The organism is Paenibacillus caui (assembly GCF_019904135.1).
In the GTDB taxonomy this organism is placed as follows: Bacteria; Bacillota; Bacilli; order Paenibacillales; family Paenibacillaceae; genus Fontibacillus; species Fontibacillus caui.
In genome coordinates this window covers 35,187-59,531 of sequence record NZ_JAIOGQ010000029.1, presented here as the reverse complement: position 1 = coordinate 59,531, position 24,345 = coordinate 35,187, and the positions used below count along the sequence as shown (strand labels likewise).

Here is a 24,345-nt window from a genome sequence, read left to right as displayed (position 1 = left end):
CCCCCCTCAAGATGAGATTTCCCAAATCGTAAGACCCCTTGAAGACGACGAGGTAGATAGGCTGGGGGTGGAAGTGCAGCAATGCATGGAGCTGACCAGTACTAATCGGTCGAGGGCTTATCCAAAACAAACCCCACTAAGTGAAAACTGGCGGGGCTAAGACGCAAAGAAGTTTCGTATCCAGTTTTCAAGCGATCAAGCTTGAAACAAGCATTTGTTATACAAATGCCCGTTTGGTGGCGATGGCGGAGGGGTTCCACACGTACCCATCCCGAACACGACCGTTAAGCCCTCCAGCGCCAATGGTACTTGGACCGAAGGGTCCTGGGAGAGTAGGACGCCGCCAAGCGAAGAACCACTGCCGATCATCGGTGGTGGTTTTTATTTTTTTGCAAATACAAAGTGAGCTGTGATGCAGATAGAGTTAGATGAAGGACTATTAAAATGAATGTAACTATTTTGTTACTCCTCCCAAAGAAACGCCTTATATAATATAGGGTGGAGATTCATTCAAATTGTGATGATAAAAATCGGACTTCTCCAACGTATTCATAGACGCGGAATAATTTACAACGGTAAGGAGGAGAATATCATAAAAATAAGATCCCAATGGTATTTATTCTGCTTGCTGGTGGCAGCATTTCTGCTGCTTCTGATCTCGGGCTGCAGCTCGGCAGAGCCGACCTGGAAGGTGTATGAAGGCGCGGCTGTGGAGAAGAGCTTTCCTGTCCCGAAAGAGGCGAGTAAAACGGAAACAGCTCCAAGTAACGCAAAAATGGATTATGTACGCTATTCGGTTCCCGGCTTGAAGGAGAACAGCACCTTGCCTGCTGCCTATGAGAAGGAAATTGAGGCTTGGGGATGGACGGAAAACAAGGAAGCGCAAACACAGTCTACACGTGTTTTTATAAAAAATAATCAAGTTGTGCAATTGTCTCTGCAAAAAAATTCATTCACCATTTACGTCCCTAAAACCGAGAAGGCGGCTGTCCGTGGCCTGAAGAATAGTCCCTAGCTGCTGGTGCTGGAACAGCTTAACAAACCTGCATAGCGCATAAAACCTGCTGCTCCTTTTGAAGGACGGCAGGTTTTATGTTTTTCTACGTAAGGCTATTTATTGAATATAGTAAGAAACGTCTTGTTCGTTAAACTTGATCATCCCGTCTTTGCGCTGATTAAGCAGTACGGCAAAGGTGAACAGCCTGGGGAACAGCAGCCACAAATGCCAAAACAATAAAGAAATGATTAGGCTTATAGGCGACCAGGGAATAAGAACAGCTATAATGCAGAGTCCGATCCACGTATAATGCAAATGGACTTTTCTAAAAATGCTATACCAAATATATTGGTTCGGCATATATCCGACCCAGGGCAAACGCCAGGAGAAGCGCCAGTGCTTGTTATAGGAATGGCTGACAATAATTAAGACGGAGCGGCAGATAACAAATTGGATCCATAGCGAAATTGGAGCCGCCAGAAGGAAATTTACAATGCTAAGCGGACCATGAAAGACGGTTAATCCAATCAAGCAAAGAATAGGAACAAGGACAAGACCTTGAGTAAGGAGCTTGGAAAAAGTAGTTTTCTTAAGAAGCCGATATTGATAAAATGTTGCATTTGTACTTTGTTCCAAATTCATGGAAATCACACTCCTCCTTAAACATAACACGGATCAAGCGCACTTTTATAAGTATATCGGCAAAATCAAAAGCATTTTTGAGCGCTTTCGGGGTACAAACACCTAAACGTTGCTTTTTGCATAGAATATATAGGCAGAAGGCTATCAGACTGGTTTAAATAGATAGACTCTGTGGCATACTGATAGTAAAAGAGCGATAAGGTGGGATCGCATATGGAAGAACAGATCGAGCAAATGGATTCCGAAGAGCAGGAAGCGAATACCTGTATTATTTGCGGGCAGCAGAAATCGCAGGGCATTACCATTGTTTCTGAATTTATCTGTGAGGACTGTGAAACGGAAATGGTTCGGACCGACGTCAAAGACGATAAATACGATTACTTCATCCATCGAATGAAACAGATTTGGGTGCAATTAAATGCTTAAATCGATCTGATTAGGGCCTGCATGGGGATGTGGGTCCTTTTTAGTGTACATCGGTAGGCGAAGAAATTTTTTTACGTTAAAATAGGGTAAATGCTATTTTCGGAAGGACCCTTAACGTGAACAAGCATAAAGAAGGATCTGCCCCCTTATGGGAGGCTTTGAATCGGTATATGAAACGTGCGGATACATCTTTCCATGTCCCGGGGCATAAGAATGGAAGAATGTATGCCCAGACTGACAGCGGACCGCTCGGGAATGCCATGAAGATAGATGCAACCGAGATCACCGGGTTGGATGATCTTCATCATCCCGAAGGGGTTATCCGCGAGGCGCAGGAGCTGGCGGCTGATTATTTTGGAGCGGAGGAAACCCACTTCCTGGTGGGAGGAAGCACAGTGGGCAATCTGGCTTTGCTTCTTACGGTGTGCACAGCACCGGGCGACATCATTCTGGTGCAGCGGAATGTGCACAAATCCGTGATCCACGGATTAATGCTGGCGCGCGCACAGGCGGTGTTTCTTGCGCCGGAGATTGGCGGCGCAAGCGGTCTGGCAACCATCCCGGCGCTGCAGACGGTGTGTGAAGCCCTGCGCCGGTATCCCGGCGCCAAGGGCGTACTGATCACACACCCTAACTACTACGGGATGGGCGGTGAGCTGGCCGCGCTTGCGGAGCAGTGCCATGCGGCCGGTGTCCCGCTGCTCGTGGACGAAGCCCACGGAGCGCATTACGGGCTGGCCGCAGAGCTGCCGCCGAGCGCGCTGTCGCAAGGCGCGGACGGGGTCGTGCAGTCCACGCACAAAATGCTCGGCGCCCTGACGATGGGCGCCATGCTGCATGTGCAGGGACCGCTGCTGGACCGTCCGCTGCTGCGGCAGCGGCTGGCGATGGTGCAGAGCTCCAGCCCCTCCTATCTGGTCATGGCTTCGCTTGACCTATGTCGGGGCTGGCTGGAGCGCGAAGGCAGAGCGGCCTTCGCGGAAAGCCTGAATGCGGCCAGGAAGCTTAAGGCCGCATTGAAGCAGCTGAAGCGGATCAAGATGCTTGACTGTACCCGGCAGTCTGAGAACCGGGAGCAGAACGGCTCATCCGTGTTTAGCAGACCGGCTAGCGGTGGTAATAATAAAGGTGATATCCATCCGGACCACCTGCACTTGCACGATATGGACAATCCGGTTGTACACTCCTACACCAGCCAGGATCCCTTTAAAGCCGTGCTGTATGACGGAGAAGGGAAGTGGAGCGGATACAGGCTGCAGGAACAGCTGGAGCGCCATGGATGTGTGCCTGAGATGAGCGACGAGCGCTATACAGTTTTGGCGCTTGGGCCGGGCACTCGAATAGAGGATATTGATCATTTGCTGGGCGTTTTGCATAGTATGGAGGCAGAGATGGTTTTTGATTCTGCGCCGAATAGCGGAGATGACGGGATAACGAATATTGCATGCGTGGAACTTTCCACGTGGAACAATTTTGAGGGAGAAGCCGTCTCCGAACCCACCCCATTTGGACTTGAGCCTCCGGTGAAAGAGGAAATAGAAATGATAGAGCTGCAGCAGAGCGAGGGGAGAAAGGCAGCGGAGATGGTCATTCCTTATCCGCCAGGCATTCCGCTGCTGTATCCCGGCGAGCCCATTGCAGCAGGAGTTGTACAACGCCTGATCGCTCTAAGAAATGCCGGAGCGAGGTTTCAGGGAGCAACCGATCCTTCGCTGTGCCGGCTTCAAGTATACAAAAAACAGCAGGATACCGGAGGACGAAGATGAACACAGCCCATAAAAAAGGATTATTCATTACGCTGGAAGGAGGAGAAGGATCAGGAAAAACGACAATGATGCAGCAGCTTGCCGAATTGCTGGAGAGCAGAGGGCTGCCTTATATCGCAACAAGAGAGCCGGGAGGAATACGGATCGCTGAAGGCATTCGCGAGCTGCTTCTGCATCCGGACCATACGGAGATGGATATTCGCACCGAAGCGCTGCTATATGCGGCGGCACGGCGTCAGCATCTGGTCGAGAAGGTAGAGCCCGCGCTTGCGCAAGGAACGACAGTGCTGTGCGACCGGTTTATTGACAGCAGTCTAGCTTACCAGGGATATGCACGCGGCATTGGCATTCCGGAGGTACTATCCATCAATGCTTTTGCGACGGAAGGCCGTTTTCCGGATCTAACTTTTTATTTGGATGTGAAGCCCGAAACAGGCCTTGCCAGAATTGCAGCGGGCCGCGGGAGGGAAGTCAACCGGCTTGATCTGGAAGCTTTGCAGTTTCACCATAAAGTAAGAGAAGGCTATCAAAGGGTAGCAGCCATGTATCCGCAGCGGATTGTCATGATTGATGCCGAGAAACGGCCGGAGGAAGTGGCAAGGCAGGCCAAAGAGCGTTTATCAATGTTCTTACAGGAATTTTCAACAGATTTGTCAAATAAATAATAAAATATGCGATATAATAGAAGATAGATAAATCGATAGCATTTATCTATAAACCTAATGAGGAGGGGCTGCAATATGAAGCTGATTGTTGCGATTATCCAGGACAAGGACAGCAACCGTTTATCCGGAGCGCTTGTAAAAGCGAACTTTCGGGCAACGAAACTGGCAAGTACCGGTGGGTTTCTTCGTGCGGGAAACACAACGTTCATGATCGGGGTTGACGACAGTCAGGTTGAAACCGTACTGGACGTTATTCGAAGCAGCTGCAAGGTGAGAGAGCAATTGGTTACGCCTGTGACACCTATGAGCGGAACGACAGATTCGTATTTGCCGCTTCCTGTTGAAGTACAGGTTGGAGGAGCTACGGTATTTGTGCTTCCTGTAGATCGGTTTGAGCATTTTTAAGGGTTTCGTTCCCCTTTTAAAGATAGAATGTTTCTTCAAACTATAAGAAAGTATAAGCGAGAGGGGCCCCTATACTTTTTATAGTTCTCGCAGAAACGGATGCCGTCTTTTATAGGACGGCCTTGCGGTTTCTAATTGGCGCCAAAGAATGCTGCTGAATGGTCAGGCGGTTACGAGATCCTGTGGATTATGTAGCCGTTTTGCGCATGTTTTAAAATAATACGCTGTAGATGGGCGGAGATGACAGGTGAAGATCGAACCGGGGTATAGACCTTTAACCAGCAGAAGAGGCATATCGGAAGGAGCAGCGAAGCAGGTCACGGCCAAAAGCTTTTCGGACGTCATGCAGCAGCATGGTGAACAGGCGTCTCAGCAGGAATTGAACCGCCGGCTGAAGGAAATTCAGCAGCAGGGCGACCGTTTGGCCAGATCCATGACCGTACGCGAACTGAAAGCATACCGATTGATGGTCAAACGGTTTTTGGAGGACACAGTACGTCGCGGTGTCGGAATGAAGGAGACCAAGGGCTGGGACCGAAGAGGACGGGGGAAACGCTACAAGCTGCTCGACGAGATTGATTCCGCATTGCTGGAGATGGGCGAAGAATTGCTTGGCACCGAACAAGGAAGGCTTGAACTTCTGGAGAAAATCGGAGAAATTCGCGGACTGCTCATTAATTTAAGTTTTTAATATTGATCATAGAGGGATTATGCATAATCCGGGTAGAAAGTGTGAGCCTAATGTCATTTAAAGAATTGATCCGGCAGGATACGGCCAAAAAATTGCTGCAAAACGGGTTGAAGCGTAACCGAATATCGCATGCTTATATTTTTAACGGGCCTCCCGGAAGCGGACAGATGGAAATGGCGCTTGCTTTCGTTCAGGCTCTCTTCTGTTTGGAAGGGACGGAAGACGCGTGCGGCAAATGTCTGGAGTGCCGCAAGCTGCTTCATGGCAATCATCCGGACCTTCATGTCATCAGACCGGAAGGTTCGGCCATCAAGATTGACCAAATCCGTGATCTTCAGCGCATGTTCTCTTACCGTTCGGAAAGCGGAAATCCTAAAGCCTATATTATTGATCAGGCCGATAAAATGAACGTCCAGGCTGCCAACAGTCTGCTGAAGTTTCTGGAGGAACCGCCTTCTCCGGCGGTAGCTATTCTGCTGACGAATAACGGAAGATCACTGCTTCCTACCATTCAATCCAGAGGGCAATGGGTGCCTTTTGTACCGCTGGACCCCATGCACATGCTGCAGCGGCTTAGCGATGAAGGAATCCCCGATGCGATCGCCCGCTGTGCGGTTCATTTGGCTGCGGGAATCGACGCCTGCCGTGATTTGGCAAGCCAGAATTGGTTTGCAGAAATTAGAAACGTAGTGTTACAATTAGGGAAGGAATCTGCAGGCAGAGGCGGATCTCCTTTGATTACCGCTCAACAGAGCGTTTTTAAAGCCGGTTTGGGTGACCACTTGGAACTCATATTCGATATGTTCCATTTATGGTTTAAGGATTTGATTCAAGCTCAGGCGAACAAGCACGATAGTATCGTTTTTATAGATGAATGGGAGTTTATCTCCAAGACAGCCGGAACCCGCAGTGCCGGAGCCTGGGTTTCCTGTATGGCTCAAGCGGCAGAGGCCAAGAAAAAGCTCCGGTACAACATGAATGGCCAGCTTTGTTTAGAGCAATTTTTGATAGGTGTAGGACAAGCGGTTCCGGTCTGGAACTGAAGAGACAAGCTATCTCCCGGTAGTTTAAGGTTTACGGGAAACGGTGTTATCCCGGGAAGTGTTCTTTTGAACAATGTGCTGTAATACAAGGGGGTTAGTTTTTGTACACTGTAGTGGGCGTCCGTTTTAAAAAAGCGGGCAAGATTTATTATTTCGATCCGCTTGATTTCCCCGTAGAGAAGGATAACTTCGTGATCGTGGAAACCGCTCGCGGAGTGGAATACGGTAAAGTGGTGATCGGCAGGAAGACCGTAGATGAGTCGGATGTAGTGCTGCCGCTGAAGAAAGTCATCCGAATCGCCGATGAATCGGACAGTCGTGTTGTAGAGGAGAACAAGCTTGCGGCAAAGAACGCCTTTACGACATGTTTAAATAAAATCAAGGACCATGATTTGAAAATGAAGCTGGTTGACGTGGAGTATACGTTTGATCGCAACAAGGTCATTTTCTATTTCACGGCCGAGGGGCGTGTCGATTTTCGTGAGCTTGTCAAGGATCTGGCCAGCATTTTCCGGACCCGGATTGAGCTGAGACAGATCGGAGTCAGAGACGAAGCCAAGATGCTGGGAGGTATCGGTCCTTGCGGACGCATCCTCTGCTGTTCCTCCTGGCTGGGCGACTTTGAACCGGTGTCGATCAAGATGGCCAAAGATCAGAGCTTGTCCCTCAATCCGACGAAGATTTCAGGCTTATGCGGAAGATTGATGTGCTGTTTGAAATTTGAGCATGACAATTACGAGAGCATCAAAGAAGAGCTCCCGAGCGTAGGCAAGTTCGTTATTACCTCCCTCGGGGAAGGCAAAGTGGTCGGACTCAATTCCGGTTCTCGTACCGTGCATGTTCAACTTTTTGAAATCGGCAAAGTCAAGGAACTTTCGCTAGATGACGTTGTCATCAAGTAAATACCATAGAGACTGACTCTGGGGTGGGAACTTGGAGAAAAGAGATATTTTTGCACATTTACAGCAAATGGAATCGCAAATGGGCGAGGCTCAAAGTGAACTTGGAGTTTTGAAGCTGGAAGTCAAGAAATTGCTGGAAGAGAACCAGCGCCTCTCTACGGAGAACGAGCAGCTTCGCAAAGTGTTGAAGAGGGAAACCGAAGAGCGGGGAGACGCTTCTGTCCCGAACCGTGCAGAGCAGGCAGAAGGGGAGTCCAAATCCGATGTGGTTGGCGAAGGACACGATAATTTGGCGCGTCTTTACCACGAAGGCTTTCATATTTGCAATGTGTATTATGGGCATTTACGAACCGAAGGCGACTGCCTGTTTTGTCTGTCATTTTTGAATAAGTAGAAGGCCGTAGGTGAGAACCTACGGTTTTTTTTAAAGTATAGGGCCTAAAAGCGCCGCAATAAAGAGGGATCGAACTGGAATGAACGGGAACGTCGACATTTATGAAAACGAGCGGATCGATGATCTGATGAATGAAGGACTGCAGCTGATTCAAAGCGATGAGGTGTTTAGCTTCTCTATGGATGCCGTACTGCTGTCCAGGTTTGCCGCTGTGCCCAAAAAGGGAAGAATTCTTGATATGTGCACGGGCAACGGTGTCATTCCGATTTTGTTATCGGCCCGGACAAAAGCAAGGATTGAAGGCATTGAGATCCAGGAGAGACTTGCGGATATGGCGAGGCGCAGTGTCCGGCTGAACGGACTCGAAGATAGGATTGAAATCCGAACAGGCGACCTCCGCGATTTATCGAACGCAGTCGGTCCTAATATTTATGATGCGATTACGGTCAATCCGCCTTATATGCCGCTGCAGACGGGAGACCAGAAGCTGAACAGGCACCAGGCAATGGCCAGACACGAAATCCATGGCAGCCTGGAAGAAATCATTGCTGCTGGAATGCGATTGCTTCGTCCCGGGGGTAAAATATTTATGGTACATAAGCCCCAGCGTCTAGGAGAGATTATTACGCTGCTTCGGCAGTACAGGCTTGAACCGAAGGTGCTGCGTTTTGTCCATCCAAGAATTGACCTTGAGGCCAATATGGTATTAATAGAGGCGCTGAGAGATGGGAAACCGGATATCCGGTTGAAGCCGCCACTGATTGTATATGGGGAGGACGGAAAGTATACCGGGGAAATTATGGATATTTATTATGGAACCAGCGGAGGAAGAATATGAATGTAAGCGTACAGAAAAGTTTTGCGGAAGCGCGCCAGCCTGGGGCCGGAAAACTATACTTGGTGGGAACTCCTATAGGTAATTTGGAGGATATGACATTCAGAGCGGTCCGGACGCTTCAGGAAGCCGATCTGATTGCTGCCGAGGATACCCGGCAAACACGCAAGCTGCTCACCCATTTCGATATTGCAGCCAAAAAGCTGTATAGTTATCATGAACATAATAAAGCAGCCAGTGGTCCTGAACTGATTCGGTTTATAATAGAAGGAAAAAATCTGGCGCTTGTCAGCGACGCCGGTTTACCGGCAATTTCCGATCCCGGAAGCGACCTGGTCCGTCTCGCGATTGAGCACGGAATCGACGTCATTCCCGTTCCTGGAGCAAATGCGGCGCTGTCAGCACTCATCGTATCCGGGCTTGGGACCGAGCGTTTTCAATTTGTCGGCTTTTTGCCGCGGGACAAACGGGGGCGGGAGCAGGCGGTCGGTCAGGTGAGGGATTACGACGGCACCCTGTTGTTCTATGAATCGCCGCACCGGGTGATCAAGACGCTGCAGGATTTGCTTGCCCTTCTCGGCAATCGCCGGATTGTACTCGCGAGGGAATTAACCAAGCGGTATGAGGAAATGACCCGGGGAACGATTCAGGAATGTCTGGAGCGGCTTGAGGAGCATCCGCCCCTGGGGGAATATTGCCTTGTGGTTGAAGGCGCTTCGGCCGGGGATATTCAGGAAAGAAAGGAGCTGTGGTGGCAAGAGCTATCCATTGAGCAGCATGTGGCGCATTACGAGCAGGAAGGCATGCAGCGCAAGGAAGCCATGAAGAAAGCAGCAGGAGACCGCGGAGTGTCCAAGCGGGATATTTATAACGCCTTATTGTAAGCAAAGCACCTATTGGCGCCCTTTCGAAGATGTTGCCTGGGCCTTCACTTCGGGGCACATTCAGGTATTTTGCGGGGGCAAGCAAAACCGTATAGCGATGCATTGCACCGCTGCCGCTCGAGTATTTAAAAACAAGCAAAAAAAAAGACCTTCACTAGGCCGGGTTCAAGCCTAGGAAGGCGCCAAGGAGATATGAAAAGGTTAGAATTAACAGTTTGAGTAAACCTATTATATACTATAATTCTTAATTTGTCACAGGTGTAGGCATTTCACTGAGACATTCGTGGCACACAATTTTTCCTTTGAAATACGTTACGTTCTCAGCATTGCCGCAGAAAATACAAGCAGGCTCGTATTTCTTGAGCATGATGCGCTCACCGTCAACATAAATTTCAAGAGCGTCTTTCTCGCCAATACCCAAGGTGCGGCGGAGTTCAATTGGGATAACAACGCGTCCCAGTTCGTCTACTTTTCTAACAATACCTGTTGATTTCATCATAACCGAAGTTTGCCCCTCTCGCTATAATTTTTAAATGTCATAATTCGACAACATTCTATCTTTTATGATATTCATAATACCAACGATTGCCATAATAGTCAACCTATTAATGGAAAATATGCGTTACAATTCCTGAATACTTGCTGAATAAATTAAATTATCGCTGTAATATCAAGCAAGTTAGCGAGTTCGGCAACTTTTGCAAAAGTCATACAATATATTCTGTGATTCTACATAATTCGACAAAATTTGTCGAGAATTTTTATTTTGTCGATTATAAGGAGGCTGTGTTATGCGTCAATCTCTTGGCGAGGAAAAAGTATTCAAAGATCCGGTTCATAACTATATCCATGTCCAGGATGAGCTTATCTGGGCCCTTATCAATACGCCCGAATTCCAACGGCTTCGGAGAATCCGCCAGCTTGGAACAACCTTTTTGACCTTTCACGGGGCAGAACACAGCCGCTTCTCGCATTCCCTCGGGGTTTACGAAATTACACGGCGGATTATCTCCCAGTTTGAGCGAAACGGTTATGCGGATTGGCCCGAGGATGAGCGCATGGTGGCTCTTTGCGCAGCCCTTCTCCACGATTTGGGCCACGGGCCGTTCTCCCATTCCATCGAAGAAGCTTTCCATATGGATCACGAAGACTGGACCTGCAAAATATTGCTCGGCGATACGGAGGTCAATCGGATTTTAAAGCAAATTTCGGGAGATTTTCCGGAAAAGGTTGCCGGTGTCATTCGCAAAGATTATGACAAACGGATTGTGGTCAACCTGGTATCCAGTCCGCTTGATGCGGATCGGATGGATTATTTGCTCAGGGATGCTTATTTTACAGGCGTCAATTATGGTACGATCGACATTGATCGCATTTTGCGCATGCTTCGTCCGTTCCATGGGCGGGTAGTGGTCAAGGAATCGGGCATGCATGCCGTAGAAGACTATTTGATGTCCAGATATCAGATGTACTGGCAAGTCTATTTCCATCCGGTAACGCGAAGTTCGGAAATTTTGCTGAGGCAAATTTTCCGTCGGGCGAAGGAGCTGTGGGCATCCGGATACTCTTTTCAGTTTATGTTGGATCCCCTGCCCGGATTGTTCACCCGGGAGTTGACGGTACGGGAATATTTGCAGCTTGATGAAGCTTTGATCCAGACGGTCTTTATGAAATGGCAGAGTGAACAGGATCCGATTTTGAGCGATTTGTGCGGAAGATTTATGGAGCGCAATTTGTACAAGTATGTGGAAATGGAAACGATGGACTCGGAATTTATTGACGAAATCAAACAGTCTTTTGAAGCGGTCGGACTGGACCCTCTGTATGATCTGGAGATTGATTCTCCTGCCGATCTGCCTTATGATGTTTTTCGGCCGGAAGACGAACTGAGAACGCACCAAATTCTGCTGCTGGACCGGCAGGAAAGGCTGAAGGAAATCTCGGAGGTGTCGGATATAGTCCGTTCGATCAGCGGCATCCACCGGGGAAGATATCATTTGTATTTTCCAAAAGGTAAGCTGGAAGCCGTAGCAGACCGTTTGCCTGAGCATATTTCAACCTTTTTTAAGGCATGAGCTTGAAGCATAAGGAGGATTCATAAATGCTGTTCGATACACATACACACTTGGATGCCCCCCAATTTGACGGCGATCGGGAAGAAACGATTGCAAGAGCGGTTCAGCAGGGCGTAACGCGGATGGTGAATGTCGGATTTAATCGCGAAACGATTCCGTCCACGATGAAACTTGCCGAAACGTACGACTTTATTTATGCAGCGGTTGGCTGGCATCCGGTCGATGCGATTACGATGAAAGACGGGGATTTGGAGTGGATTGCCGAGCTTTGCAAACATGACAAGGTAGTGGCCATCGGAGAAATCGGCCTCGACTATCATTGGGATACGTCACCTAAAGAGGTGCAGCATGAAGTTTTTCGCCGTCAAATCGGACTGGCCCGGGAGTTGAAAATGCCGATTATTATCCATAACCGGGAAGCGCATGAGGATGTGATCCGCATTTTACGCGAGGAAAAGGCAAGTGAGGTCGGGGGCATTATGCATTCCTTCTCCGGAAGCTGGGAAACAGCCAAGCTGTGTCTTGACATGGGGTTCCATATCTCCTTCGGGGGGCCGATTACGTTCAAAAACGCCAAACAGCCCAAAGAGGTGCTCGTAAAAGTTCCCGATGACCGTTTGCTCATCGAAACGGACTCCCCTTATCTTACTCCGCACCCCTTCCGCGGAAAGCGGAACGAGTCCGGATATGTCCGTCTGGTTGCCGAAGCGGCAGCCGAGCTAAAAGGAATTGATTTGGAAGAAATTGCAAGAATAACAACCCGGAATGCACTGGAACGATTTGGGATTCGTTAAAATTCGAAGCAAAAAGCGAGAAAAAAAGAGCATGCGAGACAAATTAAAGTTTTTTAATCAATAAATCGTAGTTTATTACAGTTTTTTAACCATATTTTTTAAAATACGTGGTTGATTACTCCTTTACAATCGGCATCGAAACAGGATAGAATCTTTTCAGTAATCGAATTGCGTAATGGACTGACGCCATTACGTCACTTTGATCTATTGGTTCCATGAACCAGTCTCGCTGAATCTCCTTCTTTGGAGAACGGGGGAACCGATGCGGCAAGCCGCGAAGAACCTGTGATCATCACAGGCGGCTTTAAGCATTTGATTTCTTTACGTGAGTCTTTGGGGTGAATTTGAGATCATACGCCATGAGCGAATGAATCAAGATAGGACGTCTCTCATTCGTCCGAACCCGACAGCTAACCTCGTAAGCGTTCATGAGAGAGGCAACCTCGTGCATCCTACAACACCCTAGACAGTAACGGAAGCCACGGAAGAGTTCCTCTAACTCTTTCCTGGCTTCTTTTTGTTTTTGAATAAAAGGGGGTAGGGTCATCATACTGTTGTATAACAGGTGATGAAACCTGAGCAGAGGCAGACTGGGGAAGGATGCGGGATGCGGTTTTTTACGTATTCCGTATAAAAATCGTCATATAGTCGCGTCATATGTATTCTTATTTCGACCTAGGACGACGGGGCTATGGAGGAGGACTGAAGAAGTGGGCTTTTTCCGAAAGAATGAAACCCATGAATCACGATCATCCAGTATGTCTTACGTTTTGCGGTGGAGTTTTCAAAATACTCGTCAAATTGCAATCTATGCCATACTTGCTATTGCGGTGTTATCCAGTTTTTTTGCCTATCTTTACAGTCAGGGCAGGAAAAGCATCCAGCTGAAGGTTGACGGCAAGACCATGGCCGTGGAAACCAGGCAAACGAATGTAGAGGATTTCCTGAAGGAGCAGGAAATCGTCATTAAGACGGAGGATGCGGTAACCCCGGCAATAGACAACAAGCTGAAGGACGGGGACCAGGTTGTCGTTGACCATGCCGCCCCGGTAACGGTTATAGCCGACGGCAAGAACAGCAAGCGCTTCACAACAGCAGATACCGTCAAGATTGCACTCTTGGAAGCCGGCGTATCCGTAGCGGAGCAGGATAAAGTGTATCCCTCCCTGGACAGCCAGGTCACGCCAGAGATGAAGATTCGCGTAGTTCGTGTAAACAAGATTACCGTCCGGCAGCCTGTGTCAGTCCCTTTCCAAACGGTAAAGACTTCGGATCCGAAGCTTCTTGCCGGCAAGACGAAAGTGATTCAGGACGGCAGCAACGGACAGACCGTTCACTACGTCGAGAAGGTGTTTCAGGATGGGCAGCTGATTTCGAAGCGATGGGTGAGCAAAGCGGTTGCAAAGCCGGCAACAGCCAGAGTGATTGCGGTCGGCACGAAGAAGCCTGAACCTGTAAAGACGGCAGTGCTTGCGGCCAGCATCACGCGAACTTCGAATAAGGTCAAGATCAGCGGAAGTGGTTCTATTACGAAGAACGGCATCAGTTTTAGTTACAAAAAAGTATTGAAGAATGTATCGATGACTGCGTACTCAGCCGAAGAGGATGGAATCGGAACAAAAACAGCTTCCGGCACGCGAGTTACGGAAGGAAGAACCATCGCCGTGGATAAAAATGTGATTCCGCTTGGCTGGTGGGTTTATATTGAGGGGCTCGGCTTCCGCCGTGCGGAGGATACCGGCGGCGCGATTAAAGGCAATAAAATTGATGTGTATTATGATACATTGAAAGCAGCCAATAATTTTGGACGTCAAAAGGGCCGGACGGTTTATGTGATCGGTCCAGTAAAACCTGAACTCAACTGATTCGTTTACTTTAGCTTGAGAATTCGCTATTATAATGATGATGTTATAGATAAGAATAAAGAAGAGGAGTCCTCCTCTTCTTTTTGTTTGCCATAATAAAAGGCGGCTTTGCCGTTTCTACATGTATAGAAAGGACGGCCCTGCAAATGATTAAAGAAGTCATTGTGGTGGAAGGCAAGGATGATACCGTCGCGATCAAGCGCGCGGTTGACGCTGATACGATTGAAACCGGCGGTTCGGCCATCGGGCCGGCAGTGCTCCGCAAGATCGCTTTGGCGCAGGAGCGGCGGGGGGTTATTATTTTGACGGATCCCGATCATGCCGGCGAGCGGATCCGCAAAATTGTGGCGGCCAAGGTGCTCGGCTGCAAGCACGCTTTTCTGACGGAGTCCGCGGCCACGAAGCGCGGCGATATCGGCGTGGAGAATGCTGCGCCGGAGGCGATCCGGGAAGCCCTTGCACGCGTGCGGAGCGAGGCTGCACAGGAGGAGCCCGAGATCGGCTGGGAAGACCTGATGGACGCCGGGCTTATTGTCCACCCGAGCGCTGCGGCAAGGCGGAGATTGCTCGGTGAGATTTTGGGGATTGGCTACTGCAACGGCAAGCAGCTGTACAAGCGGCTGTGCATCTTTCGGATCAGCCAGGAGGAATTTGCGGCAGCTTTGCGCCAATTGGAAGACAAAGGAGTCTGAAGCGAACATGAACAGGAGAGAAGAAATCTCCACGCCAAGGCGGACCAAGGAGATTATTCAGAAATACGGATTTTCATTCAAAAAAAGCTTGGGTCAGAATTTTCTGATCGATCAAAATATACTTGGCAAAATCGTCGGGGCTGCCGGGCTTGATTCCACAAAGGGGGCGCTGGAAATCGGCCCCGGTATCGGCGCATTGACGGAGCAGTTGGCGTCGGCGGCAGGGAAAGTCGTTGCTGTGGAAATCGATCAGCGTCTTATTCCGATTCTGGGAGAAGTGCTGGGCCCGTTTCCGCAGATCAAGCTGGTGCACGGGGATGTGCTGAAGCTTGATCTAAAGACGCTTTTTCAAGAGGAATTCGCTGGCCTTTCCGGAATAAGCGTTGTGGCGAATTTGCCGTATTACGTGACGACCCCGATTCTGATGAAGCTGCTGGAAGAACGGCTGCCGCTGGAGAATATCGTCGTCATGATCCAGAAGGAAGTCGCGGAGCGGATGGCGGCTGCTCCGGGAGGCAAGGATTACGGAAGTCTAAGCATCGCGGTTCAGTTCTTCAGCGAGCCTGAGCTGATCTGTACCGTGCCTCATACGGTGTTCATTCCGCAGCCGAATGTGGATTCTGCCGTCATCAGGCTGAAGGTGAGACAGCAGCGGCCGGTAGACGTGACGGACGAGAGCTTTTTCTTTCAGGTTGTACAGGCATCTTTTGCTCAGCGGCGAAAAACGATCTCGAACAATCTGAAGAGCCGCTTCTTCCCTAAGGGAGACCGGACCGAGCTCGAGCGGCTGCTGAAAGCCGCCGAAATCGATCCTGCCAGACGGGCGGAAACGCTCAGCATCCAGGAGTTCGCACGTCTTTCGAATGTTGTTCATGAAGCCGGACTTAAGTAGCGCCCGTTTGCTCTTCTAAAATCGCCCGCAGGCTGGAACCATTATCCTCATCTGCCCATAGGATGGGATGGAGGTGATGGACTTGACGAAAATAGGAGACCTGGTTGTTCGCAAATCGTACGGAAAAGACGTAACGTTCCGGGTAGAGGCGCTGGAACGGAGCCAGGCGATTATCAAGGGAACCGAATTTCGGCTGCTCGCCGATGCCCCCGTTAGCGATCTGGTCCCCGTAACGAGCGATATCCCGACAGGCAAAGCCAAGCAGGCCAGAATAAAAGCACAGCAAACCTTGCAGCGTCTTCATCAGGACCGGCACTCTTTGGATGCCCAGAATCAAGCGATTCTGGGAACCGACAGATCGGTTTCAGGCACTGGAATAGGCGCGCATTCTTATTTCGAGGTACCGGGCATGGTACTGCATCTGGACGGTGATCCGCTCTATCTGCAGAAGAGCCTGGACTTGTATGAAAAGCTCAGGGTGCCGGCTCAGGGCCACTATGTGCATGAGAAGACGATGGCAGATGCGCTCTACCGGCTTCTCCCCAGCGTACGTCCCGATATTGTAGTGATTACGGGGCATGACGGCGTGCTCAAGAACCGGATAAATACCGATTTATACAGCCTGGCGAGTTATAAAAATTCACGGAGCTTTGTGGAGGCCGTTCAGATCGCGCGCCAATACGAACGTAATTTCGATTCGCTTACCATTGTGGCCGGAGCCTGCCAATCCCATTTTGAAGCGCTCCTTCAGGCCGGGGCCAATTTTGCCAGCTCTCCTGGCCGCATTCTGATTCACGCGCTGGATCCCGTTTATATCGCGGCTAAGGCGGCCTTTACGTCAGTCCGCGATACGATTCATATTACGGATGTGCTCAGCCATACGGTCAGCGGCATTCAAGGAGTGGGCGGCATCGAGACAAGAGGAAGCTACCGGATCGGACTTCCCAAGTTTCAGGAATTGTCACAACTGAATGTTGTTCCTTCAGCCACTTAGAGCTAAAGGAGACGAATATAAAGCCAATGCATGCTCCGGCAACGGGCCTAAGGCTTGGCTAAGGAACTGGAAAGGATAAGCAGCTGCCTTATCCTTTTTATTTTTCTGGAAAGCGGTTACTGCCTTAAAAAACACGGACCCTTGAAATGATCTGTATTTCATTGGATTTCTTTCATTTTCCAAAAAAAATCGTTGACAATTACTTTTTCATCTTGGTATAATAATTAAATTTTGACATCACCTCTTTGATGTGGTACAATGGTTAAGAAAAGAGGTGGTCACAGGTATGGCAAAAAATGCATTGTCTGATATCAAAAACAGTCTCGATGCTTATGTAGGCCAGAAGATTACGCTTCGTGCGAACGGTGGCCGTCGGAAGACGGTGGAGCGGACGGGCGTGTTGGAGGAAACCTACCCCTCTGTATTTATTGTAAAGCTGGACGAGGAGCAAGAGACTTTTAAAAGAGTGTCTTACAGCTACGCCGACATCCTTACGGAAACGGTCGAAGTGACTTTGTTCGAGGATCCGGGCGAGCCGAATTTGCTTTCCTGAAGCAGCAAGTTTTGACCAAACAAGCGGCCCTATAGGGGTCGCTTTTTTCGATGGAATAACATTTAGACCTGAGACATGCTGCAGAACCTTCACAAGCGGATACAACAATTACCGGGGTATTTGAAAAGGGGCAGGGGAATACTACATTTTGTTCACTGAAGATAAGCTTTATGGGTTATTCCATCACTGTTATATGAGGAGGACTAGCCATGTCGCGAAGAAGACGAAGCATCATGTCGGACAATCTGAAGATCGAACTGGCCAAGGAACTGGGATTCTATGATACGGTCCGTGAAGAGGGCTGGGGCGGAATCAAAGCGAAGGATGCGGGCAATATGGTCAAAAGAGCGATCGAGCTCGCCGAGAAGGCGGCAGCCAAACGGAAATAGAAATGGCATGAGCGAGATCTCCGGCGTCATCCGGAGGTCTTGTTGTCCATATACGGGAAAACGCGCAACGGACAGCAGCAAGATTTATACGGACCCCGCTTCTAAATTGGGATCGGGCTTTCATTTCTGCTAAAATGGTGGAAAGCGGCTCTCGGACCTGTTTAGATAAAAGGCGATGGACTTTGGAAGCGGTTTTCCCCTATAATATGTTAAGTTGTTCAATGGAATTGCTGAAGGTGGGTGAAGCGCCTTGAAAATTTACGAAAAAGCACCGGCAAAGATCAATTTGATGCTGGACGTATTACATAAAAGACCTGACGGCTACCATGAAGTCGAAATGGTGATGACCATGGTTGATCTGGCGGATCGGCTTGAGATGAGCGCTTTGCCAAGGGACACCATTATTATTTCAAGTCAGGCCGGATATATTCCTCTGGATGAGAAAAATCTGGCGTTTCAGGCGGCCCGCCTGATCAAAGAGCGTTACAATGTCCGAAGCGGCGTTTATATCCATCTGGATAAGCATATCCCGGTCGCAGCCGGACTTGCCGGAGGCAGCAGCGACGCCGCTGCAACGCTTCGCGGCTTGAACCGGCTTTGGAATCTCGGGATCAGCGATGAGGAGCTGTGCCGGCTTGGCGCGGAGCTGGGGTCGGATGTGCCTTTTTGCGTGACCGGAGGAACAGCTCTGGCTACAGGCCGCGGCGAGGTCCTCACACCCTTGAACAATCCACCTCAATGCTGGGTTGTGCTGGCCAAGCTGCCGATTAATGTGTCGACAGCCCAGGTGTACGGGCGGTTCCGGGCGGATCGGGTAGAGAAGCATCCTTCAGCACGGCGGATGATTGAGGCGATCAGCCGGGAATCTTTTTCGGAGGTATGCCTGGAGCTTGGCAATGTGCTTGAAGATGTGACCTTCCAGCTTCACCCTGAGGTTCAGCAGCTGAAGGAGACGATGAAACGGCTAGGCGCCGACGGCGTGCTGATGTCGGGAAGCGGACCTACCGTGTTCGGTCTGGTATCGAAGGAAGCCAAAGTGGCGCGTGTTTATAACGGACTGCGCGGTTTTTGCAAAGAGGTATATGCCGTAAGGCTTCTTACCTGAGAGATAAGAACACTTTTTCTAATATCCGGAATTTTATTTGATAAACACGTACAAAGGTGGTATATTTTCTATAAAATATTCGGATTTTAGCGAGGGGTTTTTCGTGAAGAAATTGAAGAGAAGCGCGCGCCTGGTGGAAATGACGGAATATTTGCTGGTCCGTCCGCACCAGTTGATTCCGCTTACGACTTTTGCAGAGCGCTATGGAGCAGCGAAATCGTCCATCAGCGAAGACTTGGCGATCATTAAGGAAGTATTTGAAGAAGAAGGGATGGGAGAGCTTCATACCTTGGCCGGCGCAGCCGGAGGTGTGAAATTTATCCCCAAAGCCCCCCCCCATCAAGCCAAAGAATTTATCGATCAATTATGCCGTAAGTTATCCGAGCCGGACCGCATTTTGCCGGGCGGATATTTATATATGTCGGACCTTCTCGGATTGCCGGGATTGATGAACGAAGCCGGCAAGCTGTTTGCCACCGCTTTTGCAGACCTTGAAATTGATGTGGTTATGACCGTGGAAACGAAAGGCATCCCTCTCGCATACGCTACCGGGGCCCAGCTCAATTTGCCCGTTGTTCTCGTAAGACGAGACCATCAGGTAACGGAAGGTTCTGCCGTAAGCATTAATTACGTATCGGGATCGCATAAGAGCCTGCATACGATGACCTTGTCCAGACGAGCTCTTAAAGAGAACTCGCGTGTGCTGATTGTGGATGATTTTATGAAGGCAGGGGGAACCGTCCAGGGGATGGTGGATCTGCTCGCCGAGTTTAATGCCACCGTCGCGGGTGTGGGCGTCCTGGTAGAGTCAGGAGCTGTGGAGCAGCGTCTGCTTCAGGACTATGTGTCACTGGCTTCTCTCGGGGAAGTGGATGCGAAAAACAAAAGTGTGTCCGTTCATCCGGGGAACTATTTTGACCGTTTATAGCCAGCTAGCTTCGTTTGTCGAAACTTAGCAGAATGGCAACGGATTCGGGTGAATCCTGTCGAAAACACCGTTTTTCAAAAAAAATTCCTGAATTTAGGTTAATTTGTACGGAGAAAAAAAAGGATTTCGCTTTGCTGTGTGGAATAATACACCAAGTCTCAGTTGGAAAAAGGTGGTGAACACACATGCAAATAACGGACGTAAGACTCCGCCGAGTGAGCTCGGAAGGGCGAATGAAGGCAATTGCTTCCATTACGATCGACAACGAATTTGTTGTCCATGACATTCGCGTTATCGATGGAAACAATGGAATGTTTGTAGCAATGCCAAGCAAACGCACACCAGATGGTGAATTCCGTGACATCGCTCATCCAATCTCTTCCGGAACTCGTGAGAAAATCCAGGCTGCAGTGCTTGCCGAATATGAACGCGCTGCTGTTGAGGAAGAGGTCATTGAAGAAGGAGCCTAAGCTGCCGTTTTCATTTTTAACTTAATTGGGGTTCAGGGAAAAGAGACCATGTGGCATGGTTCTCTTTTCTTTTTGTCCAGAATGAGATATATTCAGTATTGAGTTTATGAGAAGGAGGACGGGAACTTGAAGAGATTAGCCATTGTTCTTGCTGCAGGGCAGGGCAAGCGCATGAAATCGAAACTGTATAAGGTGCTTCATCCCGTTTGCGGTAAACCGATGGTCGGACATGTTCTGGACACCGTGAATAAAGTGGGTTGCGATCGAAAAGTCGTAGTCGTCGGTCACGGTGCAGAAGCCGTCAGGTCCTATCTTGGAACAACAGCAGAGTTTGTATTGCAAGAGCAGCAGCTGGGTACGGGTCACGCCGTCAAGCAGGCGAAAGAGCTCCTCGGAAGCGAGAACGGAACAACCGTTGTCATCTGCGGAGATACGCCTCTCGTGACACCGGAGACGCTGGAGGCTCTTTTCGCGCTTCATGAAGAGCAGGGAGCCGCCGTGACTGTGCTTACGGCATCCATGGACGAGCCTCATGGCTACGGACGTGTGATCCGTGATGAGCAGGGCCGTGTGAAGCGGATTGTTGAGCAGAAGGATTGCTCCCCTGAGGAGAACCTTGTTAAGGAAATCAATACAGGCACCTACTGTTTCGATAATGCCAAACTGTTTGATGCTCTTGACAAGGTTACCAATCAAAATGCGCAGCAGGAATATTATTTGACCGATTGTTTAGGGATTCTTGTATCCCAGGGGGAGAAGGCTGCCGCTTATATGACAAGCGACGGGGCCGAGTCGATCGGAGTGAATGACCGTGTGGCGCTGTCACAGGCCGAAGCTTTTATGCGTGCCAGAATTGTAAGACAGCATATGCTGAACGGAGTCACCATTATAGACCCGGGTGCCACTTATATTGGCGCGGATGTGGAAATTGGCGCCGATACGGTGATTTACCCAGGCTCGATCCTTAGCGGCCGGACGAAGATCGGTGAAGATTGCAAGATCGGACCCCAAACCGAAATCGATAACAGCATCATTCATGACGGAGCCGCCGTGAAGCATTCGGTACTCTCTCAGGCCGAGGTTGGAAGCGGGACAACGGTTGGACCGTTTGCGTATTTGCGTCCCGGTGCCGTGCTCGGTGAAGACGTGAAGGTCGGCGATTTCGTTGAAATCAAGAATGCGACTTTAGGAAACGGCTCCAAAGTTTCCCATCTGAGTTATATTGGCGACGCCAAAGTGGGTAAGAACGTAAATATTGGCTGCGGAGCGATAACCGTAAACTACGATGGATATAATAAATCCATTACAGAAATTGAGGATGACGCTTTTATCGGCAGCAACGTCAATCTGATCGCCCCGGTAAAAGTAGGCAAGGGCGCTTATGTCGTAGCGGGTTCGACCATCACCCAATCGGTCTCCGACAACGATCTGGCTATTGCCCGCCAGCGGCAGGAGAACAAAGCGGGCTACGCGGATAAAATCCGGGCCCGGGCGAAAGCCAAAAAGCAAAAACAAGACAGCGAGAACAAGTAACCCGGTGCCTTGATGAACCGGTGAATATCAAACATGCACAACATTTATCAATGACCTTATAGATTGTTATGCCAATCTATTACAGCACGGAGGGTTTTTATTCTATGACTTATTGTGATTCGAAGTTAAAAATATTCACCTGCAACTCCAATCCCAAGCTTGCCCAGAAAATAGCCGATTACATCGGTATTCCGATGGGGGATTCCGACACAACGAGCTTTAGCGATGGCGAGATTCAGGTCAAGCTGTCAGAGAGTGTGCGCGGTTCTCACGTCTATGTGATCCAGTCTACCTGCGCGCCGGTCAATGACAATCTGATGGAGCTTCTGGTGATGGTTGACGCGCTCAAGCGTGCTTCCGCCAAAAGCATTAACGTCGTTATTCCTTACTATGGTTACGCACGGCAGGACCGCAAAGCCCGTTCCCGCGATCCGATTACCGCCAAGCTCGTCGCCAATCTCATTGAGAAAGCCGGAGCGCACCGCGTGATTACCATGGATCTTCATGCGATGCAGATCCAGGGCTTCTTCGATATTCCGGTCGATCATATGTTCGGCGTGCCGATTCTGGCCCAGTATTTCCGCTCCAAGCATATTGAGAATCCGGTAGTCGTATCTCCGGACCATGGCGGCGTGGTCAGAGCTCGCAAGCTGGCGGACTTCCTGAACGCCCCTCTGGCAATTATCGATAAACGCCGTCCTGAGCCTAATGTTAGCGAAGTCATGAACATCATCGGTAATATCGAAGGCAAAACGGCGATTTTGGTCGATGACATCATTGACACGGCAGGAACAATCGTGCTGGGCGCCAATGCGCTTAAGGAAGGCGGCGTGAAGGAAGTATATGCCTGCTGCACGCATCCGGTCCTTTCGGGACCTGCGATGGAACGACTTGAGAACTCTCCGCTGAAAGAAGTCATTGTTACAGATACGATTCCTATCACTCATCCGAATCCGACAAGCAAGCTTAAAGTGCTGTCCGTAGCACCGCTTATGGGTGAAGCGATTATTCGTGTGCATGAAGAGCTGTCTATCAGCAAGCTGTTTGAAATCGAATAAGCTGCTTTTCGAAGAGTAAAACAGGGGCTAACTCTTCCCGGTCCGGGAGGAGTAGCCCCTAGCTTGCTGTGAACGTTCTTTGGTGACAAGCGGATTTTTGAAAACCGGGTTTGGGTTCGAAAGGTCTGCAGCGATCAGTAACCCGGACGAGAAATAAACGAATAGGATTTCCGGTTGTAAAGCGTCCCTTCGATTTCGACAAAAAAGCGATTATAACCTGTTATTCGGCCGATTCCTTCATGGATGCCGCGAAAATAAATCTGAACAGGAATATGATGTTCGAGGTGCTCACGAAAATGGGAATCCAGGACAAGTTCGGAACCGAATGCAAGCAAGATGCGTTCACCTTCTTATGAGTAGTGCTATACCCGAAATCGATCAGGTTTATTGTAACAAAGAATAACAATTTGAAACAGGTTTACCTGAAGTCTTGCGGCCTCTTTATTTGCGAAAGAAAGGATTGTAACCTATGAAATGGATTGTCGGGCTCGGCAACCCGGGGCCAAAATACGAGAAAACACGCCATAATATCGGCTTTATGGCTTTGGATGAGATGGCAAAGCGCCATCATATAGACGTTAGGCAGCATAAGTGCAAAGCGTTACTCGGCGAAGGGATGATTGGCGGTACGAAGGTGTACCTGATCAAGCCGATGACGTATATGAATCTGTCCGGCGAGTCGGTCAGGGCTTTTATGGATTACTACAAAGTCCCGCTCGAGGATATGATCGTCGTGTACGACGACCTGGACACGGAAGTGGGAAGAATCAGGCTCCGCTACCAAGGCAGCGCCGGGGGGCATAACGGAATCAAGTCCATCATCCAGCATACCGGAACGCAAAGCTTCAACCGGATTCGCATGGGCATATCCCGTCCGGAGCCGGGCTATTCGATCATTGACTACGTGCTGGGCACCTTTCCGAAAAAAGAAGCCGAGCCGCTGCATGCTTCCATTGAGCAAACCTGCGACGCACTGGAATTCAGCCTTCAAGCTACCTTTGAGCAGACGATGGCGAAATTTAACCGCTAATCTATACGCTTTGGCGGCTAATAGAGACGGTCTCCGGGCATAATGAAGGTATAATTCAACCTTCAGGAGGCGTACAGATGGCAATAAACTATGTTTGCAGACATTGTAAAACGTTCATTGGAAGAATCGACTCCCCCTTTGTGTCCGAGGGGCAGCTCGGGTTTCATGCCTTGACCCCTGATGAACGTAGAGATATAATAGCGTATGATTCTAATGGGGAAGTAACCGTTCGGGTTACTTGCGATTATTGCAGGGAAGCAATGGAAATGAATCCGGAACTGATTCTGATCGGCAACCCTCTGCAGTAAGGCATGAAG

At 49.5% G+C, this 24,345-nt stretch carries 29 protein-coding genes, 2 rRNA genes and 1 riboswitch; of the genes, 28 read left to right on the top strand and 3 right to left on the bottom strand.

The genetic code is table 11. The features are described 5' to 3' along the window. The 3 genes from K7397_RS16620 to K7397_RS16610 form a co-directional block, all read left to right on the top strand. Positions 1-125, top strand: a 23S ribosomal RNA gene (locus K7397_RS16620); the annotation flags it as partial. A gap of 107 nt (positions 126-232) precedes the next feature. After that, a 5S ribosomal RNA gene (gene rrf, locus K7397_RS16615) occupies positions 233-349 on the top strand. Between the two features lie 171 nt (positions 350-520). Beyond that, entirely contained in the window at positions 521-1,015 is a 495-nt protein-coding gene (locus tag K7397_RS16610; RefSeq protein WP_237690995.1) for a hypothetical protein, read from the top strand. Between the two features lie 99 nt (positions 1,016-1,114). Here the strand turns inward: K7397_RS16610 and K7397_RS16605 are convergent, their stop codons facing one another. After that, on the bottom strand, positions 1,115-1,639 hold the full coding sequence (locus tag K7397_RS16605; protein WP_223069053.1) for a hypothetical protein: 525 nt from the start codon (positions 1,637-1,639) through the stop codon (positions 1,115-1,117). Between the two features lie 213 nt (positions 1,640-1,852). On the opposite strand from K7397_RS16605, the gene K7397_RS16600 reads away from it, so the two are divergent. The 10 genes from K7397_RS16600 to rsmI all read left to right on the top strand — a co-directional run bounded on the left by K7397_RS16600 (position 1,853) and on the right by rsmI (position 9,650). Beyond that, positions 1,853-2,065 (top strand): sigma factor G inhibitor Gin, encoded by a 213-nt coding sequence (locus tag K7397_RS16600; RefSeq protein ID WP_237690988.1) that lies wholly within the window; start codon positions 1,853-1,855, stop codon positions 2,063-2,065. Positions 2,066-2,181: 116 nt separating this feature from the next. Continuing rightward, positions 2,182-3,831, top strand: a complete 1,650-nt coding sequence (locus K7397_RS16595; protein WP_223069052.1) for an aminotransferase class I/II-fold pyridoxal phosphate-dependent enzyme — start codon at positions 2,182-2,184, stop codon at positions 3,829-3,831. After that, entirely contained in the window at positions 3,828-4,496 is a 669-nt protein-coding gene (gene tmk, locus K7397_RS16590) for a dTMP kinase (protein WP_223069051.1), read from the top strand. Before K7397_RS16595 ends, tmk begins: the two co-directional genes overlap by 4 nt. Positions 4,497-4,571: 75 nt before the next feature. After that, positions 4,572-4,901 carry a cyclic-di-AMP receptor gene (locus K7397_RS16585; RefSeq protein ID WP_223069050.1) on the top strand — a complete coding sequence of 110 codons (330 nt, stop codon included), beginning with the start codon at positions 4,572-4,574 and terminating at the stop codon, positions 4,899-4,901. A 247-nt stretch (positions 4,902-5,148) separates the two neighbouring features. Further along, positions 5,149-5,592: a YaaR family protein gene (locus tag K7397_RS16580; protein ID WP_223069049.1), complete on the top strand. Its 444-nt coding sequence runs from the start codon at positions 5,149-5,151 to the stop codon at positions 5,590-5,592. A 50-nt stretch (positions 5,593-5,642) separates the two neighbouring features. Continuing rightward, positions 5,643-6,635: a DNA polymerase III subunit delta' gene (gene holB, locus K7397_RS16575; protein WP_223069048.1), complete on the top strand. Its 993-nt coding sequence runs from the start codon at positions 5,643-5,645 to the stop codon at positions 6,633-6,635. A 101-nt stretch (positions 6,636-6,736) separates the two neighbouring features. Next, a complete protein-coding gene (locus K7397_RS16570; RefSeq protein WP_223069047.1) occupies positions 6,737-7,537 on the top strand; it encodes a PSP1 domain-containing protein in 801 nt (266 codons plus the stop codon). Positions 7,538-7,568: 31 nt separating this feature from the next. Then, positions 7,569-7,931, top strand: a complete 363-nt coding sequence (gene yabA / locus K7397_RS16565; RefSeq protein ID WP_223069046.1) for a DNA replication initiation control protein YabA — start codon at positions 7,569-7,571, stop codon at positions 7,929-7,931. A gap of 79 nt (positions 7,932-8,010) precedes the next feature. After that, positions 8,011-8,769, top strand: coding sequence for a tRNA1(Val) (adenine(37)-N6)-methyltransferase (locus K7397_RS16560; protein WP_223069045.1), 759 nt, complete (start codon positions 8,011-8,013; stop codon positions 8,767-8,769). Then, on the top strand, positions 8,766-9,650 hold the full coding sequence (gene rsmI, locus K7397_RS16555) for a 16S rRNA (cytidine(1402)-2'-O)-methyltransferase (RefSeq protein ID WP_223069044.1): 885 nt from the start codon (positions 8,766-8,768) through the stop codon (positions 9,648-9,650). The genes K7397_RS16560 and rsmI overlap by 4 nt, the downstream gene beginning before the upstream one ends. 244 nt (positions 9,651-9,894) lie before the next feature. Here the strand turns inward: rsmI and K7397_RS16550 are convergent, their stop codons facing one another. Further along, on the bottom strand, positions 9,895-10,149 hold the full coding sequence (locus tag K7397_RS16550) for an AbrB/MazE/SpoVT family DNA-binding domain-containing protein (protein WP_094094716.1): 255 nt from the start codon (positions 10,147-10,149) through the stop codon (positions 9,895-9,897). Positions 10,150-10,441: 292 nt separating this feature from the next. On the opposite strand from K7397_RS16550, the gene K7397_RS16545 reads away from it, so the two are divergent. The 13 genes from K7397_RS16545 to K7397_RS16485 all read left to right on the top strand — a co-directional run bounded on the left by K7397_RS16545 (position 10,442) and on the right by K7397_RS16485 (position 22,998). Then, complete coding sequence (locus K7397_RS16545; protein WP_223069043.1) at positions 10,442-11,725, top strand: HD domain-containing protein; 1,284 nt, start codon at positions 10,442-10,444, stop codon at positions 11,723-11,725. A gap of 26 nt (positions 11,726-11,751) precedes the next feature. Beyond that, complete coding sequence (locus tag K7397_RS16540; RefSeq protein WP_223069042.1) at positions 11,752-12,519, top strand: TatD family hydrolase; 768 nt, start codon at positions 11,752-11,754, stop codon at positions 12,517-12,519. A 217-nt stretch (positions 12,520-12,736) separates the two neighbouring features. Continuing rightward, a riboswitch (cyclic di-AMP (ydaO/yuaA leader) is annotated at positions 12,737-12,959 on the top strand. Positions 12,960-13,229: 270 nt separating this feature from the next. Next, entirely contained in the window at positions 13,230-14,384 is a 1,155-nt protein-coding gene (locus K7397_RS16535) for a 3D domain-containing protein (protein WP_223069041.1), read from the top strand. Between the two features lie 146 nt (positions 14,385-14,530). After that, complete coding sequence (gene rnmV, locus K7397_RS16530) at positions 14,531-15,076, top strand: ribonuclease M5 (RefSeq protein ID WP_223069040.1); 546 nt, start codon at positions 14,531-14,533, stop codon at positions 15,074-15,076. 7 nt (positions 15,077-15,083) lie between these two features. Then, a complete protein-coding gene (gene rsmA, locus K7397_RS16525) occupies positions 15,084-15,968 on the top strand; it encodes a 16S rRNA (adenine(1518)-N(6)/adenine(1519)-N(6))-dimethyltransferase RsmA (RefSeq protein WP_223069039.1) in 885 nt (294 codons plus the stop codon). 76 nt (positions 15,969-16,044) lie between these two features. Continuing rightward, positions 16,045-16,962: a sporulation peptidase YabG gene (gene yabG / locus K7397_RS16520; RefSeq protein ID WP_223069057.1), complete on the top strand. Its 918-nt coding sequence runs from the start codon at positions 16,045-16,047 to the stop codon at positions 16,960-16,962. A gap of 286 nt (positions 16,963-17,248) precedes the next feature. Then, on the top strand, positions 17,249-17,515 hold the full coding sequence (gene veg / locus K7397_RS16515) for a biofilm formation stimulator Veg (protein WP_223069038.1): 267 nt from the start codon (positions 17,249-17,251) through the stop codon (positions 17,513-17,515). 209 nt (positions 17,516-17,724) lie between these two features. Next, positions 17,725-17,904: a small, acid-soluble spore protein, alpha/beta type gene (locus K7397_RS16510; protein ID WP_223069037.1), complete on the top strand. Its 180-nt coding sequence runs from the start codon at positions 17,725-17,727 to the stop codon at positions 17,902-17,904. Between the two features lie 250 nt (positions 17,905-18,154). Continuing rightward, positions 18,155-19,009: a 4-(cytidine 5'-diphospho)-2-C-methyl-D-erythritol kinase gene (gene ispE, locus K7397_RS16505; RefSeq protein WP_223069036.1), complete on the top strand. Its 855-nt coding sequence runs from the start codon at positions 18,155-18,157 to the stop codon at positions 19,007-19,009. Positions 19,010-19,112: 103 nt separating this feature from the next. Beyond that, on the top strand, positions 19,113-19,937 hold the full coding sequence (gene purR, locus K7397_RS16500) for a pur operon repressor (protein WP_223069035.1): 825 nt from the start codon (positions 19,113-19,115) through the stop codon (positions 19,935-19,937). 185 nt (positions 19,938-20,122) lie between these two features. After that, positions 20,123-20,407: a septation regulator SpoVG gene (gene spoVG, locus K7397_RS16495; RefSeq protein WP_108463756.1), complete on the top strand. Its 285-nt coding sequence runs from the start codon at positions 20,123-20,125 to the stop codon at positions 20,405-20,407. A 126-nt stretch (positions 20,408-20,533) separates the two neighbouring features. After that, positions 20,534-21,940, top strand: coding sequence for a bifunctional UDP-N-acetylglucosamine diphosphorylase/glucosamine-1-phosphate N-acetyltransferase GlmU (gene glmU, locus K7397_RS16490; protein ID WP_223069034.1), 1,407 nt, complete (start codon positions 20,534-20,536; stop codon positions 21,938-21,940). Positions 21,941-22,044: 104 nt separating this feature from the next. After that, a complete protein-coding gene (locus K7397_RS16485) occupies positions 22,045-22,998 on the top strand; it encodes a ribose-phosphate diphosphokinase (RefSeq protein ID WP_223069033.1) in 954 nt (317 codons plus the stop codon). 134 nt (positions 22,999-23,132) lie between these two features. Here K7397_RS16485 and K7397_RS16480 read toward each other — a convergent pair whose 3' ends face one another. Further along, entirely contained in the window at positions 23,133-23,333 is a 201-nt protein-coding gene (locus K7397_RS16480; protein WP_223069032.1) for a hypothetical protein, read from the bottom strand. Positions 23,334-23,467: 134 nt separating this feature from the next. Here K7397_RS16480 and pth point away from each other — a divergent pair, with 134 nt between their 5' ends. Both pth and K7397_RS16470 read left to right on the top strand, forming a co-directional pair. Then, positions 23,468-24,028: an aminoacyl-tRNA hydrolase gene (gene pth / locus K7397_RS16475; protein WP_223069031.1), complete on the top strand. Its 561-nt coding sequence runs from the start codon at positions 23,468-23,470 to the stop codon at positions 24,026-24,028. Positions 24,029-24,105: 77 nt separating this feature from the next. Then, the gene (locus K7397_RS16470; RefSeq protein WP_223069030.1) at positions 24,106-24,336 is read left to right on the top strand and encodes an anti-sigma-F factor Fin family protein; all 231 of its coding nucleotides are present in this window, start codon (positions 24,106-24,108) and stop codon (positions 24,334-24,336) included. Positions 24,337-24,345 lie beyond the last annotated feature (9 nt).